Annotated in this window: 15 protein-coding genes; 10 read left to right on the top strand and 5 right to left on the bottom strand. The window is 53.2% G+C overall.

The features are described from left to right. The first annotated feature begins 85 nt into the window (after positions 1 to 85). The 6 genes from AC1Q6I_RS01565 (at position 86) to AC1Q6I_RS01540 (ending at position 6,181) form a co-directional block, all read left to right on the top strand. A complete protein-coding gene (locus AC1Q6I_RS01565; protein WP_102623985.1) occupies positions 86 to 277 on the top strand; it encodes a hypothetical protein in 192 nt (63 codons plus the stop codon). A gap of 57 nt (positions 278 to 334) precedes the next feature. Beyond that, positions 335 to 709, top strand: coding sequence for a hypothetical protein (locus AC1Q6I_RS01560; RefSeq protein ID WP_102623984.1), 375 nt, complete (start codon positions 335 to 337; stop codon positions 707 to 709). 6 nt (positions 710 to 715) lie between these two features. Next, positions 716 to 892 carry a hypothetical protein gene (locus tag AC1Q6I_RS01555; protein ID WP_158244425.1) on the top strand — a complete coding sequence of 59 codons (177 nt, stop codon included), beginning with the start codon at positions 716 to 718 and terminating at the stop codon, positions 890 to 892. 159 nt (positions 893 to 1,051) lie between these two features. Beyond that, the gene (locus tag AC1Q6I_RS01550; protein ID WP_102623983.1) at positions 1,052 to 3,160 is read left to right on the top strand and encodes a hypothetical protein; all 2,109 of its coding nucleotides are present in this window, start codon (positions 1,052 to 1,054) and stop codon (positions 3,158 to 3,160) included. Further along, a complete protein-coding gene (locus AC1Q6I_RS01545) occupies positions 3,135 to 5,072 on the top strand; it encodes a dynamin family protein (RefSeq protein WP_158244424.1) in 1,938 nt (645 codons plus the stop codon). The genes AC1Q6I_RS01550 and AC1Q6I_RS01545 overlap by 26 nt, the downstream gene beginning before the upstream one ends. A gap of 44 nt (positions 5,073 to 5,116) precedes the next feature. Continuing rightward, entirely contained in the window at positions 5,117 to 6,181 is a 1,065-nt protein-coding gene (locus AC1Q6I_RS01540) for a hypothetical protein (RefSeq protein WP_102623981.1), read from the top strand. Positions 6,182 to 6,206: 25 nt separating this feature from the next. Here AC1Q6I_RS01540 and AC1Q6I_RS01535 read toward each other — a convergent pair whose 3' ends face one another. The 5 genes from AC1Q6I_RS01535 to dbpB (AC1Q6I_RS01515) all read right to left on the bottom strand — a co-directional run bounded on the left by AC1Q6I_RS01535 (position 6,207) and on the right by dbpB (AC1Q6I_RS01515) (position 10,749). Then, on the bottom strand, positions 6,207 to 7,220 hold the full coding sequence (locus AC1Q6I_RS01535) for a hypothetical protein (RefSeq protein ID WP_173903804.1): 1,014 nt from the start codon (positions 7,218 to 7,220) through the stop codon (positions 6,207 to 6,209). Between the two features lie 998 nt (positions 7,221 to 8,218). Then, a complete protein-coding gene (locus AC1Q6I_RS01530) occupies positions 8,219 to 8,686 on the bottom strand; it encodes a hypothetical protein (protein WP_146015736.1) in 468 nt (155 codons plus the stop codon). Between the two features lie 130 nt (positions 8,687 to 8,816). Beyond that, on the bottom strand, positions 8,817 to 9,179 hold the full coding sequence (queD, locus tag AC1Q6I_RS01525; protein ID WP_081235185.1) for a 6-carboxytetrahydropterin synthase QueD: 363 nt from the start codon (positions 9,177 to 9,179) through the stop codon (positions 8,817 to 8,819). A gap of 44 nt (positions 9,180 to 9,223) precedes the next feature. Continuing rightward, positions 9,224 to 9,661 carry a hypothetical protein gene (locus tag AC1Q6I_RS01520; RefSeq protein WP_102623980.1) on the bottom strand — a complete coding sequence of 146 codons (438 nt, stop codon included), beginning with the start codon at positions 9,659 to 9,661 and terminating at the stop codon, positions 9,224 to 9,226. Positions 9,662 to 9,693: 32 nt separating this feature from the next. Continuing rightward, the gene (dbpB, locus tag AC1Q6I_RS01515; RefSeq protein ID WP_095974524.1) at positions 9,694 to 10,749 is read right to left on the bottom strand and encodes a DGQHR domain-containing protein DpdB; all 1,056 of its coding nucleotides are present in this window, start codon (positions 10,747 to 10,749) and stop codon (positions 9,694 to 9,696) included. 181 nt (positions 10,750 to 10,930) lie between these two features. On the opposite strand from dbpB (AC1Q6I_RS01515), the gene AC1Q6I_RS01510 reads away from it, so the two are divergent. Genes AC1Q6I_RS01510 through dbpB (AC1Q6I_RS01495) form a run of 4 tightly spaced genes read left to right on the top strand, consistent with a single transcriptional unit; the run spans position 10,931 to position 15,331 of the window. Then, a complete protein-coding gene (locus AC1Q6I_RS01510) occupies positions 10,931 to 11,866 on the top strand; it encodes a hypothetical protein (RefSeq protein ID WP_102623978.1) in 936 nt (311 codons plus the stop codon). After that, positions 11,863 to 12,984 carry a DGQHR domain-containing protein DpdB gene (gene dbpB, locus AC1Q6I_RS01505; RefSeq protein ID WP_029290753.1) on the top strand — a complete coding sequence of 374 codons (1,122 nt, stop codon included), beginning with the start codon at positions 11,863 to 11,865 and terminating at the stop codon, positions 12,982 to 12,984. The genes AC1Q6I_RS01510 and dbpB (AC1Q6I_RS01505) overlap by 4 nt, the downstream gene beginning before the upstream one ends. Beyond that, complete coding sequence (gene dpdA, locus AC1Q6I_RS01500; protein WP_102623977.1) at positions 12,981 to 14,279, top strand: tRNA-guanine transglycosylase DpdA; 1,299 nt, start codon at positions 12,981 to 12,983, stop codon at positions 14,277 to 14,279. The genes dbpB (AC1Q6I_RS01505) and dpdA overlap by 4 nt, the downstream gene beginning before the upstream one ends. Then, positions 14,276 to 15,331: a DGQHR domain-containing protein DpdB gene (gene dbpB / locus AC1Q6I_RS01495; protein ID WP_102623976.1), complete on the top strand. Its 1,056-nt coding sequence runs from the start codon at positions 14,276 to 14,278 to the stop codon at positions 15,329 to 15,331. The genes dpdA and dbpB (AC1Q6I_RS01495) overlap by 4 nt, the downstream gene beginning before the upstream one ends. Positions 15,332 to 15,353: the final 22 nt, after the last annotated feature.

Here is a 15,353-nt window from a genome sequence, read left to right as displayed (position 1 = left end):
TCCCTAGGCATTGATAGCTCAATTTGGCTTTTTTGCAACAACGAGTCGATCCACCCTCTAAACAAACAAAACTGCCGAACCACATTTGTTCGCCACCCCGGTCAAGGAGAGCTACCTCGATTACAGAGACAAGCGTGTCTTGAATGTGATGATCTCATCGACTTTGATCGAACGCTGCGCAATCCTTTTTGATGCACTGATCAAAGAGGATGAGGCTGAAGGTTACCCCAAGAAATCAGCGCAGGTCCTGCAATGGCAATCGGGCGGTTGGCGCTGAGAGGACGCCGAGCGCGACGCCCCCCCCCCGTGGTGCTGTTCAACGATAAGGGGGGCGATGCAAAAGTTCGAAAACGTCGACATACAACGCGACGATCAAGGACGCCTGCTCGCCCTGCGCCAGGGCGACAAAGCCGTGGTCACCTTCCGCTACGGCGATGCCGGCCGCGTGGTGGAATTCACCACTGTAGAAGGCTATGACGGCGATTTCTACTACAACGAAAAAGGCTGGCAAACCTCGCACAAAAACGCCTGGAACTGCACCTACGGCTTCAACTACAACACTGCCGGCAGTCTAGCCGGCGCCATCTGGCCGGACGGCAGTCGCATCACGACTTTCTACGAGCCCAAGACAGCCAATGTCACTTCATTCATTGATCGCCAGGGTGAGATGGAAAGCTACACCGAACTGCAAGGCGCGCCCGACCAGTAAAAAGTCATGCTCAAACGCACGAAAAACGGCAAGAAAATGTACGACATGACCTACAACTACCAATACAACGCCCAGGGTTTGCCCACAAACGAAAAAGTCATGAAGCGTGATGAAGGCGGTGAATGGATTGATTCGGAAAGCACTTTTTTGAGCGGTAGCGCGTTTGTTTTGGCGAACCGCTAACCAGTACGCAATCGTTGTCGTGAAAACGACCGCTAAACATTTCCGTTGGGCGGTCGATATGCTGGCGAACCATTTTTCTGCGGCGTAGCCAGTTTCACCTCAAGGCTTCGCCAGGGCTTGGCCACACTCGCCAAGTACCGTTTAACAAGGAGTTCCGGCATGTACGCCACCCTTATCGACCCGGTCAACGAAGCACTGCGGCAAATCCTCAACATCGCCGTGCAATTCGACCGCACCAACGCCGAGCGCGAAAAAATTCGCGCGGTGTTACGCAAGTTGCTAGTCATTCGCGAAATGCACGCGACTTATTTCATTTGCGTAGGCGGCACCCAAGGCGCCGGCAAAACCCACTTGCTACGTGAACTCTACGGTCTGGATGATTGGCTGCAGGACAACCCGGGCCGTGGCGAATGTCGCCCACTGTTTATCCTCGAGCGAGACTGTGAAGCATCCTACGCCCGTGGCGTGGATGAATACGGCGAGGAACACGAAATCAACCAGGAGACCCTGGCCAAGGAACTGCGCAGTTTCTCTACCGGTGAACGTTTCCTGCTGCTGCGTTTGTATGTGCCCCGCCGTCACTTCAGTGATGGCTTCGGCTTTTTGCTGCTGCCTGGATACGAACGGCTGAGCCGTACCAACAGCCTGTGGCAGGAGGAGATGCGCGACACGCTCAAGCATGCCATGGGCAGCATCATGGTCACCAACGCCAATGCCCTGGCGACTAACGCAACGAACGAAGTACTGGTCGACATGTTGGAAAACGCCCTTCAGGGCCGCCAACCGATTATTACCATCGGCCGTACCGAAGGCAAAAGCGACGATGAGCGTGACACGCTGCGCCTTTCTGCCGCGGAAGCCTGCGACGTACCTGCCGAGGAACTGGATCGTATCCTGTGCGTCGGGCGTGGCGAAGAGTACCGCGCGCGCTGGGTTCCACAACTGATCGAAGCGTTGGCCAAATACGCCCAGGTGCCGGAAAGCGTTCACCACCAGCGCCTGACGGATCTACGCTCCATCGTGGAGTTGGAGTTGGAAGCCGCTGTGACCTTGCTCGAATCTTTGGTCGAAGACGCCGGTGCACGCGCCAGCGCCCAGGACGCACTGATTGACTCCATCCTTAACAAGTTCCGCCAGTCAGTCATCAGCTACCGCAAAAAATATCAGAAGTCCTTGCACCATTACGTTGACCAATACGCACGCCAAGCCACGGCTAGCGCCAAAAAAGCCTACGGCGACGAGGAAGAAGGCTGGGGTAACAAACTACGGACCGCCAAAGACTTCTTCCTGCTCAATGCCAGCGAAACCGAGCAACGCTTCATAGATCGCATCAATCTGCACTGGGAAAACCAGGCCGGCCAGACCCCCGTTGATGCCACCTACCTTGCATTGACCCACGTTGCCAACGACCTACTCGCCCTTGGCCATGCCCCCAAAGAGCATCTCGACGCCCAGGCCCTGTTAAGCCTGCGTAATGAAGATCAGCCCGGGCAGTACCTCGGTTACGAAAAAGCTGATGGTGGAGCCATCTCCCCTTTGAGCAATAGGGTCGACCCGCAGTTACTTCAGAAGCACGTTTGCCTGCTGCTCAACGAGACCTCCAGCGAAAATCACCTCGATACCAGCACGACTCGAACCCAGCAGTTCAATACTGCCCTGCAACACCTGCCTGCGCTGACGATGGAATACCTGCGTATGAGCCAGGGCATCGCGCTGTGCCGGCGCAACGTCATAGACACTTCACAGTTGGTGAACTACGACCCCGTGCAGCTCGCCAAAGATATTGGCGAAACGCTGCCGAAGTTTACTCAGGGTGCTCAGCAAGCCATTCGCGCCCTGCTCGCAATCACTGCAGTGGACCTGGCCATCGACGGAAGCTTCGATGTGATTCCTATACTCGCCGGGGGCGCAGCCACTGGCCTTGGGGCAACCCTATCGGTGGCCGCCACCGGTCTGATGGGCCTTGGGTTCATTGGCTACAAAGCGGCAAGTTCAGTGCATCACTATGACGTGGCCAAACGGAACTTCATCGGTGCCAGCATCGAGCACTTCAAGGACCACTTGATCGAAACCAGTCTTGAGCACTATGACGAACTGATGGACATGATAGAGACGCGTATCCAGCGCAATCTGAGCCTGGCCTACGGCGTTGATATTGACCAGTTCGCCGAACGCGATGCGCTGGCCCGGTCACTGCGGGCACTGGACGTGTCTCGGCGCAATCTGGAAACCGAGATCGACCGTGCCCATTCCCGCTACCTGGCTTGAGCGACATCGACAGCGTCACGATTGGGCATTGCAAGCCTTCGACCGGTTTGTTCACGAACTGGCGCCGGAGGTTAGCGATCAGGTCAGGCGCACCGACCAAGTGACGGTGGTAGTCTACGGCGCGACGCAAGTCGGCAAAACCACCCTCATTCTCGACCTGCTGGGGCTAGCGTCGAACACTCGCGATGAAGTGGCGCGCGTACTACGCGGCGGCCAAGCCGTGGGCAAGTCTGCCACGGCCATGCCGCTGCGCTACGGTCGTGCGCCCGATGACAACTGGTACATCGGGGGTGACCAGCCAATGGACGAGGCCCAGGCTACTCAGGCACTGGCCGATATTCGCCGCACAGTCGAGCAAGGCAGCCGGCAGAATACAGACCTGACCGATATCCTCATCCCCGACCGGCTGTTCCCGGTCGAGTCTGGCAATGCGCTCGACGTGGACGTCAAGCTGATCGACTTGCCCGGGTTGGACGCACGCAATCGAAACGAACAGCAACTGGTAGAACAGCTCGCTCGTCGTTATGTCACCGTGGCGGACCTGGTGCTACTAGTGACCCAGGCCAGCAGCCTGGGCTTCCTTCGACCGGAAAACCTGCGGATCGAGGAACTGGCCCACTGGGCAAGCCAGCCAGTACGTTTTCGCGTGGTAGTGACTTCTTGTTTCTCCCTCAGTAGCGTGCGCAAGCGCTTCCTCGATACTCCGCTCGACGTACACGAAGTACGTCTAGCAATGATCAGCGAGATCGAAACTCTCGAACTAAAAATCCCTTCACGCTTTGCCGACAATCTGTATGTGCTTGAACTGGGCGATTCCGCTCGTGATCTGGCAAACACCGACCCTGAGTACTATGCGCACATTGCACCGGTGGTCAGTGAATTCAGACAGCAACTGATTACCGACATCAAAGATGCGTCCGGACCGTTCTCGCGGTTGTTCGCGGCCTTTCAACTGGATAGCGTCGTACAGGGTCAAATTTCGGTGTTCCGAGCGCGCTACGAAGAGCGCAAGGCAGAGCTAGATGAAGAACTGGTGGTGTTGGAAAAACAACTGGGCAAGCACTACCCGACGCTGTCCGATAGTCCCTGGTTAGAGATGCTTGAGGATCACCAAACAAGCCTCGACGAGCAGCACACGACTCAAAAGCAGCTGGGTGCCGTTCTGTCCAAATTAGTGCACACGGAGTGCAAAACGCTGTTTGAATCATTATTCGAAGGCTCGCCGGTCAAGGTAGACTCCGAAACCGTGTCAGCGCTGCAAGAGGCACTTGAAGAGGAAAAAGAGCGTCTGAAACAACGGTGCCAGGGTTGGACAGACATCTTCAATGAACTATTTGAGCGCGTGGCTGCAGATCATCTGAAGGCGCCTTTAAGCGAATGTGTTGACCGGTTGCCTCGCATCACCTTCGATGACAAAGACTTCCACGCCATCGCCTATGTCCTGGATGACTACAGCAGAGACAGCTACTTCTGGTCGTCGAACTTCGAAAACGACAGGATAGTGCTGGATATGGCTTTTCGTAAAAGTCAGCAACGCCATGCATCACTTGCCCATCAAAGCTTCATTGACGGCTTCCGCGCGCAAGCCGAGAAAATCGAGAAGACCGTGCGCGCGCTCAAAACACAGAAGCGAAACGTGGCAGAAAAGCTGCAACAACTACACGGCCACCAGGACACCCTTGCGAAACTACAGTCAGAACTGGATGCAAATCTGGCCAGGATGACCAGCTCGCTGCAAATCGCCGAACACTTTGAGCGACGGGTCAATGACGCCTTCGTACAAGCCCTCCAAACCGTCAAGACAGGTATCGCCAAGGGCTCAACCGCTATGGATAAATTCCTGGCCGTGCTGAATACCCATTTGCTGATCAACGAAGCGGAAAAACTCTACGCCGGAAAACCCTCGACGTGACTGACAACACAGTTCAAGACGAAATGCGAGCCGCCAGGCAAGACATGGCACAGTTGCTCAACGATATCGTGATCGCGCCACTGAAAGACGAACTCACTGCCCTGCTGGACAGTGCGCTGTATCCGCTCGACAAAGAGATCAAGGACCGCCATGACGGTCTGATGGCGCAGATAAGCAAGATCAAGCGAACGCTCGATCGCCACTACCCCGCCAACAGCCTTGCCCTCGACGAACAATTTCAAGCATTGCTGGACGGCCAACACGATGCCGAACATCAGGCACACACCCGAACTAACGACCTGGCAACGACACTGAGCGCCCAAACGGAAGCGTTCAGTCAGCAAACTCTTAAAGCGCTATCGAGCCAAACCGAAGCGCTCGATGGCCTTTTAAGTGAACACCAGCATGCGTTCCAGGCCCATACCCAAGCGCAACTGCACGCCCTGAACGACGCCAACCGGCTAGCCCATCACGAAAGCAATGAGCGGCTGTTCGAGCAGATGTCCGGACTGGCAGATACTCAGCAAAGCACCGAGGCGCTGGCAGTCACCCGGGCGGTGCATCTGCTCGAGACGTTGAGCACTCAAGCCGAAACGCTCGGCCAACAGACCCTGCAAGCTCTTAACACCCACAGCCAAACGCTCAAAGGGCAACTGAACGACCATCACCAGACGTTTCAGCTCGACACGCAAACACAACTGAAGGCACTGAGCGAAGCAAACCAGTCAGTCCATCGCGAGGGCAACGATCAGTTGCTCGAGCAACTGCAACAACTCGGCAAGGAGCATACGAAGCGCCTGGAAGCACTGATCGCCGTGTTGGCCAGCAAGGGCCGCACCTCTGTGGAGCAGGCCATTGCCCAGCAGGACCAGCGCGTGCAAGTCACTCTCTGCACGCAAGCAGTCCACGCCAGTACGCAGCACGAATCCACTTTGCAAACGCTAGCAGCCATTCACCAGCATTTACTGACGCAGGACGCCCGGGTCGACGACCTGCAAGTCAATCTGCAGCGAACCGCAGGACATGCCAAGGCCTTGCTCTACACCGTCGTCCCAGTAGGCCTGTTGAGCCTCGGAGCGCTGGCCTACTTGATCCTGCATATCGGCTAGCGGCCCTTCAGGCTCACTGTCCTTTTCACCGCATAACAAGCGCATGCAACGTATGGAACAGGTGCTCGAGAATTTTTCCAGCGGATACGTCCCTGTCGGGATTCGAGGTTTCGGTCGTGAACGGCTTGTGCCCTCTGTAGAACGTTTCTTGCAGGCTCAGCACCTGCGCTCGTTGTAATCGCATGGGCATGCAGGGTGCGGTCCAGGAAAGCAGCAGGCAGAGAATCACCGTTTCTCGCAATGCTCCCCTCGGCCGACCATCATTTGACCTTGCCAGGGCCTCAAACAACTTTTGCAGGAAGCAAGACAGATGGAACAGTTCGTCCTTGTCCAACTCGAGCCCGTGGCGATAGGAGACCTTGACGTGGCAATCGAAGCGGTGCTGTTTGTCCATTTCAGGTAGAGCCTGGCCAAGAAAATGGAGTTCGCTGGCCGCCCTCAGCACATCCGGTTGCACACCCTTGACGACAAAGTCGAAGTGTTCAAGTAGATGCTCGTCACCCTGATCTGGTGGGTTGTGATGCAACATCACCGATGGCAAAACAGGCTCTCTGGGTGAAGCGTCACGCAACTCGGCCTCGACATATAAACCGAAACGGGCCAAACCATTCAGTGCCCGCAGAATGATCTCGACCAGTTGTTGACGGTAATCCCGGTTAATGTGGCCTTGATGGTCGAAGATGCGACCGTCAATTTCCTTGATTTCCCACAGGATGTTATGCAGAGGATCGGTTGTATCGTGATACCAAGACTTCAACCTCTGCGCGGCTACGGACTCCGGTTCCATCAATGCCGCATGATTCCTGGTTTGCCGAAGTGCTTGCAGCTCGTCTTGCAACCGCGTGACTTCTTGCTCGGACGCCTTGAGCCTGGCTTGAAGCTGCCTGTTGTGCGCCTTGAGGCTTACGGCGAGGCCCTGCCCCACCGCGAGCTTGTCCAGCCGGATTTGCCCCGCGACCTGATGGTCAAAACGCGCAACCGGCACTCGCCGTCCCAGCCCCAGCAACTGATCACACCAGTTAGCAAAGGTCAGGTCCATCGACGCGCTTGCAGACAAACGCCCCTTCAGGGCACGGTCAAGCCCCCCTCATCCAAGCCGGAAAAATCCGCCAGGACACCATATTTGCTCAGAACACTCAGTTGAACTGCCTTGGCCTTGTTCGCTAAACCCACACCTGCTCTCCTTGGCTCAACAATGTCTGCTGACGAATCGTCGAGAGCATGCCAGCGGACTAGGCAAACTGCCAGCATCGCGGGAGTCGGAATCGAGCAACGAAAGCCAGGCCCACATGTGACTCACTGCTGAGCTGGACGGGTGCAGGACCTCAGGATTTTCGTCGACATTCCTTTTTCCGCCCTAGTTCTGAAAACAGCCGGCGAAGTCTTGTTCTTGAGATAAGCAAATCGTGGGTTTTACTTCAGACAAATATCCAGAGACGACTGACAAGTCATACGCGCCCATCGACGCCATCGCCTCCGCCATCTTTACACGATAAAGCCCTTATTATTCAGGGCGTTGTCGTTTCTTGGGTTTGGAAAAATCTGCCAGCCACACTTCAGCCCACACCCTAGATAAAGTACTGTTTTTCGACCGGCGGCTAGTTTTTCGAATGCCTGTTACCTGCACCTACATTCCTGAGAAACGGGCTCTGGGGTGGTTCTCGCACAAAGCGGCGGAACGAATGTAGAGATCGCGATCTTTTCCCCGGCGCAGCCCAACAAATCACACACAAACAAAAACGCCGCATACCTGGCTAGAGGGGCAGCGGGGATTTGTACGCCCCGGAGGCCAAGAAACCAGTTATGCCTACATCTTTCCACACCTCGGTCATGAAGGCTTCATTTCCGGTCCCAGGTATTACCCCGGTGTGGTGCTGGTGCTCGAAGAGAGGTTCAGGGCGGCTAAGTTGTTGGATGGAGAGAACTGAGTTTCGGTGCAATGCAACGTTGCCGGATTAGCATCTTTGGCACGGGATCGCCTGACACCATGACCTGCCTTGCCCACTCGATACATACGCCTTGATCAGCGCCCAAACATTACTCCACCTCAGTATCTAATTGTATCGACACGACTAACGCTCGACGATAGTGTAAAGGCGATGCATGAAAATCAACGACAAGCACGTGAGGTGCAACGGACACCAATGTCTTTATCCGTTCCACAGGAACTGAGACGTAGACCGAGAGCAATCGACCATTTGCGCTCATCGAGCCAATACTTGGAGTAACAGACTCTTTGGGGATGAAGGCAAGCCCTTCCACCAATTGAATCTCTATCTCCGGATACTTAAATTCCTCTGGATAAACCACAGTACCTTTGAAAGTGAGGACAGCGAACTCTTGGATAACGTCCTCCCCAGACGATACTTCGCGTCGGGTAGCCATTCGAAATGACCACGAAAAGCCCCAAGAAGTAATCTTCGCCTGGTACCATTTAAGAGAATATGGTGAAAGAGTCTGAGCACGTCTAGCACTTTTACCTCGACCGTTGTTAGGCTTGACCATATCCACCTCCCTACAGGGTCGAGGGCCGAGCTAGACAAGAAAATTAACCACCAAACTCGACAATGAAAGCCTACACCTATCCAGTGAACTACACACGGCGCATAGTTCTACTTTCTTTACACGAGAGTGGTTATACCTCCGGCCCTCTATAAATACATCCACTTGTACATGTCTCGTGAATACGTACTGCGGATAGTTCTGGAAGCAATGGCTTTAGCTCCTGCCAAACCCAAACGGCTAAAACCTCGCTCGTCGGATTTTCCAGTCCGGGAATTTCATTAAGATAATTGTGATCTAAGCGTTCATACAGAGGCGCGAAAATTTCCTTTATCTCGGAAAAATCCCTGACCCAACCCGACGTCCTATCGACAGGGCCATCAATATAAATTGCAATACGAAAGGAGTGACCGTGCAGACGCCCACATTTGTGCCCTTCTGGAACATTGGGCAGCCGATGAGCGGCCTCAAAAACGAACTCTTTAAAAATCTCCACTGATTCCTCCCGTATCTCACGCGACAAAAAAACAAACACCTAGACTAAACCTTCCAAGACTCAAGATCGACGCATAACGTTTCAAACAAAAACTCTACAACTTTGGCTCGCCCTTCACCCAGCGCTGATGCAATGGTGATCACGGAAACCAAAATGGAGTTAACAGTGTGCAAATCGGTTACATCACTCAAACAATTCAATATTTCTTCGAATTTCCCCAACATAGCAGTTTGGGAAAAATTTAATGCCTGCACCACATGGGTAGATGGCGTCAGGTAGAGAATATTCGCACGCGTCCGCAAACCGTAGGCTTCAGTCAGCATGCCATACCCTTCCGAAGGGAAAGCTTCGTCCTGCCCTGCGAGCCTCCTCAATGCTTCCTGAAAAGCCATGGATAGATGAAGGATGACTTCTGAGAACTCTTTTACACTGGCGTCACTGGCCAGGGCTGGAGAAAGATCCGAGGAAACCAAAGTAGTCATAATGCCTCCTAAATATTAGTAATGAGCACCAGTTAGCTAGGTACGAGTTCCGAACTTCGAACCACCCTGGTCAAATGATCAGTCAAAAGATGAATATCACCATGTAAATTCTGAACGCCATTCCATGGCCGGTTGCCTGTTTTAAAGGACCACTCTCCCGAATCGAGCGTCCAAGCTGTATATCCTTGTAGCTTTCTAAGGCCTAACTTGAATACTGGGGCTAGTGGCGCTCCTGTAGCACACAACTGCTCCATGACGAACCCCATGGAAATAATCCCCGCGCTATGGACGAGACGAGAGCTTTTAGGGGTGTGACCATGCCAAGCATTTCCAAACACCTCCTGGACCGCCTGGAAAAACTCACTGATGGCCAAGAAACACCGATCCTCACCTCCCGACAACTCAATCACCTCCCGACAGTAACCGTCAGATAGGGAATTCATTACCAGTTTCTGGAGCGACGTATCACCGATGACCCCTGAGGGGTTGGTATGCTGCTTAATCTGTCCTTGCAAAGAAGATCGATCGTCATAATTCAGCATTTCCACGATGCGGGCTGCACGGGCGCGGGAAGTCATTCTGAATGGAAGGCCGCTGACAGACGGGAGCAGTTCATATACCAGCGATTTCGGTAATGGACTGGTGTTGTTGACGAGAATGAATTGCCGGCGAAGCTCTTCCTGATTTTCACACACAAGAGCAGACACCAGTAGCTGGAACGAACTCCCCTCGAGCCCAGCTAACGCAGAAAGGCGCTGCTGACCATCCACAACGAACCCAGGAGGGCCGGATGAAATATCCACCTCAATTTCTGCATAGGCTCCATTTCCTTCCACCACCCGGACTCCACTGGTAAACGCTAACACCACAGCATTGGGCATTACCGCATCGGGACGGGAGAGGTAATCGCGGATCTCTCGTATGTGCTTGGACACCTGTGGCCGCTGAAAGCCATGAAGGGCGCCACGATCATCACGCTTGACTCGGTCGATGCTAGCGATCGCCAAAATCTGCTCAACAGTAGCCGCAAACGATACCACTTGGTGGGTTGGGCTCTGTAACGCCTTGATTGCGCTGAACTTAAGCAATGAGTCTCTTCCTTCATCGAACGCCCCCCCAGAAAGAGGGGTAGCAGCAGTATTGAGGCTCTTATACCAACCCTTCCGCATAAAAACTAGCCTAAGCGCATTGGCCCATACAGTTATTAAATGGTAAATTGTCAGCCTCAGATAAATGCAACACCCGTCAAAACAGGCCTACAGTTTTCCCATGAGAACCGTCATCATCACCAACTGCACCAATCGAAAACGTCTCGACGGCCTGCCGCCGGTGGTGCTGAACGACGAGTGTTATTCATCGATTGCAGCCATGGCAAAGGCATGGAAGGGGCAAATAGACGAACGTCCCACCACGCTGATGGCATCTTCACTTTACGTGGGCAGAAGCGTTTCTGACGCGAGGCGCGTAGCAACGAAGTTGGACGCGAAGCTAATGTTTGCATCGACCGGCTTAGGGTTGATTGAAGGCGATCAGAGATGTCCACCGTACAACCTGACGGTGGCTCAGGATCCGAATTCTATCATCCCACGCCTCGAAAAATTGGGTGTGCGCGCATCAGATTGGTGGGAAGCCGTGAATGTCACCCAATCAAAGGGAAGCGCCCTAGCGGACCTTGTCAGCCAACCCGACATCGACTTGGTGCTCATTGCCCTCTCTTCAAACTATGTCCAGTTGATAGGCGAAGACCTTGGAAAAATCAGGGACACGCAGATCGACAAGCTCAGAATATTCACTTCGCGCCCAGGCATCGAGATGCTTCCCAGCCATTTACGACGCGTAGCGATGCCCTATGACGAACGCCTTGAAACCTCAACACTACCAGGCACTCGCAACGATTTCCCTCAGAGAGCACTGCGTCATTTCATTGAGATTCTTGAGCTGTCGAGTGCTCCTGCTGAGATCGCTCGAAAGAGCGTCAGCGCGGCGATGGATCTTTTATCCCTAGCAAAAACGACCATCCGGCGGCGCGCATCGGACAGTGAAATTGCCTACATGCTTGAGTGTGTGTGGGCTGACTACCAAGGCAGTTCCACCCGATTGTTACGCTACTTAAGGGACGACGCCCTGGTGTCGTGCGAGCAATCGCGCTTTCGGAGGATCTGGCAGGACATCAAAGGTCAAGACAGCATAGAGAGCAAAGCATGACGAGCGAAGATGCGATTGTGGTGCGTGCACTACGCACCACGCAAGGCGACAACCTTGATGTGTATGCATTATTCATCAGGGGATCTGACCTGGTCCGAATTGCCGACATCAGCCGCCTGTCGCGTGAAGACAGCAGTCCACTCAAGGGTTTTCAGCGCCCCGAGATTAAGAGTCATGTCAAAGGGATCACTGAGTACCTCAATCAGGGAAATGTACTTTTCCCCAATGCAATTATCTTAGCGCTGTCTCCTGACCTGCGTTTTGTTGCAGCACGCGGAAGCAAGCCGACAGGCGACGCGGGGCTTTCGCAAGCGGGTACGCTGACGATCCCTATCAGGGAGGAAGGAATGAGGTCTGCCTGGATCGTGGACGGGCAACAGCGCTCATTGGCGTTAGCGAAAGCGGCCAATTCGGATCTTCCTGTGCCAGTGATCGGTTTTGTATCCGACAGCCTGACCACCCAGCGCGAGCAATTTATTTTGGTCAACAAGGCCAAACCCTTGCCCACTCGACTGATCAACGAACTACTGCCGGAGACAGGCAGCATCCTTTTGCCCCGCGAACTGAGTGCTCGCAAGGCACCAGCTGAGTTGTGCGGGCTTCTTAGCCGCGATCCCAACTCCCCTTTCCACAAACTCATAAAGCGGTCGTCCGAGCAAAATAGCAAAGCAGTGATCACTGACACCGCTGTAATAACGATGATCCGCAATAGCATCAGTAATCCGTTGGGAGCGTTGGCTCCCTACACCTCCAGCACCGACGGTGCGGCGAACGTTGAGTCCATGTACAACCTACTGACGACCTTCTGGCGAGCAGTGCGTGATACGTTTCCAGAGGCGTGGGCACTTGAATCCAAGAGCAGCCGACTCATGCACTCAGCGGGGATCATCGCCATGGGAGTGCTTATGGATCGGATCTACGCCAAAATCGGTGGGCAGCGCGAAACCTACGAAGCCGTGCTACAAGAACTGGCCAGAGTAGCCCCCTACTGCGCATGGACAACAGGTCAGTGGCCGATGATTAATGTCCAGTGGAATGAAATCCAAAGCACCCCTCAAGATATCAAGGCGCTGCAAGAAACCTTGATCCGCCTCTATATGACCAGCGCTCACCAATGAAATTTTTATACGCCGACACCCAAGACTACGTAGACCCGGACTACGATTTCATCAACGATCGAAATGCGCCGGGCCGGAAGAGATACTGGGATGACCAGTATGCGCACGAAATGATGACCCCCGTCCCTTATGACGGACTCTTGGTCTCGATGAGCGCAGTGCGACCTGCAAATGGCGTCGCTAATTCAAAGGTTCGGTACTCGACTTCCGAGCAGCAGCGCTTCCTCAGAGAAGGCGCGCGCAAATTTCTAAGACTCGATGGCATTCAGTTCAAAGATACGATGGTCCTAGGGGACTGCGGGGCTTTCGCCTATGTAGAGCACCCTACCCCTGCATATAGCCCAAGCGAAGTAGTAGAGTTCTACTCAGATGCGGGATTCACCCACGGCTGCTCGCCGGACCACATCATATTCAACTGCGACTCCAGCAATCCGCCAGCGCTGAGCCAGTCGGAGGATGTGCTGTTTCGGTACGAAATTACGCTCAAAAATGCGCAAGAGTTTCTGCGTTTAGTGAAGGAGGCGGAATGGCCTTTCGAACCTCTTGGAGCGGTACAGGGTTGGTCTCCTCAAAGCATGGCGAACGCTGCAAAACAACTCGAAGACATGGGTTATCGCTACTTGGCGATCGGAGGTCTAGTACCTTTGAAAGTCGATCAAATCCATGAGGTTCTGAAAGAGTTGCGAGCGGTCCTTAAGCCCGAGACAAATATTCATCTGCTGGGTTTTGCTAAAGCTGAGAACATCCATGAGTTCACCGGATATGGCATTACCAGTTTTGACTCAACCTCCCCCCTTATACGCGCATTTAAAGATGCGAAGTGTAATTACTACATGGGCAACAATACAAGCAAACTGGATTACTACACCGCCATCCGCATTCCTCAGGCAATTGAAAATCCACGCCTGATGCAAGGAATAAAAAAAGGCACTCTGAGCGCGGAAGAGTTACAAATCAAAGAAAAAGCGGCGTTGCTAGCGATCCGCGACTACGATAAAAACCTGCTCGACTTTGATTCAACTTTAGCCGTGCTAGTAGACTATCTCCGACTGACTCTTTCCGGATCGATATCATCATCAATAGAAATGGAAAAAGAAATCGCCAAGCATGTCCGACTAATCTCACCCACGCTGAGAGATAAACCGTGGCAAAAATGCCAATGTTCGATTTGTCAGTCAGCGGGTATCGAAACTATTATCTTTCGAGCCAGCAATCGAAACAAACGACGCGGATTTCATAACTTAGGCGTGTACCACCGCCACCTTCAGAAAACTCTGGAACTTTCGAAACAATGATCTATCGATTTAAGGGTGTGCGCGCCCAACAGGCCTCCGGGCATGATGTATTTTCGTTTGCGGCCACTCCAAATGAAATTTTAGATTTTTCTGAAATTGAGAGAGTCGGCCGCGATGAAGAAGGCCACCTCAAAGGCTTTCAGCGCCATCAAGTCGCGTCGCACATCAGAGATATTCGTGACTATCTTCAGCGCGAAGATGCATTGCTTCCTAACGCAATTATCTTGGCCTTTCTGGACGGGGTAACGATTAAAGACCTCGGCGAGGGTATTGTAGAAATCATTATTGATGCTACCGAATCAAAACCAGGTTTTGTGGTCGATGGACAACAACGACTCAGCGCCCTTGCGACGATGGAAAAACCTGGATTCCAGGTATTTGTATCTGCATTGATTTGTAAAGACTACAACGAACTGCGACAGCAGTTTGTGCTCGTCAACAATACGCGACCGCTGCCAAAATCACTGATCTATGAACTTTTACCGACTGTTGACGGCCTGCCAGAACGGTTCACCAGTCGTAAATTTGCTGCTCGCATTATTGATCTGTTGAATTTTCTGCCTAACTCCTCTCTATTTGGCGAGATCAAGCAACATACGAATCCCAAAGGAGTACTAAGCGACATGGCGATGCAGAAGTTCGTGATGAACTCTGCAAATGACGGCGCAATCCGTAGCTTCATGAAGTTTGATGACTTTGAGGGACGCAGCATCGAACTTATCAACAACTTCTTCCATGCAGTGCGAGTAGTTTTCAAATCAGAATGGGAAGGACTAGCGCCCAGGAACTCACGTTTGAAGCATGGGGCGGGCTTGGTTTCTTTGAGCTTCGTTATGGAGTTGCTTTACTCCGATCAAGGCACAACCAGCAAGGATGATTTTATCAAAGGTCTAAAACTTTTGAAACCTCATACGGCATGGACAAGTGGCGATTGGCATATTTCAGAAACCGACCGCCGCCCCTGGAATGGTATCCAGAACACGCCCACTGATATCGGATTGCTCACTAAGTATCTGACTGAAAAACTCAAGCAAGAACTGAAACGGCGCTAAATCAGACCCAGTTCCAAGGAGA

This window comes from Pseudomonas sp. MPR-R2A5 (assembly GCF_058793055.1).
This window is presented reverse-complemented; position numbering and strand designations above follow the sequence as displayed.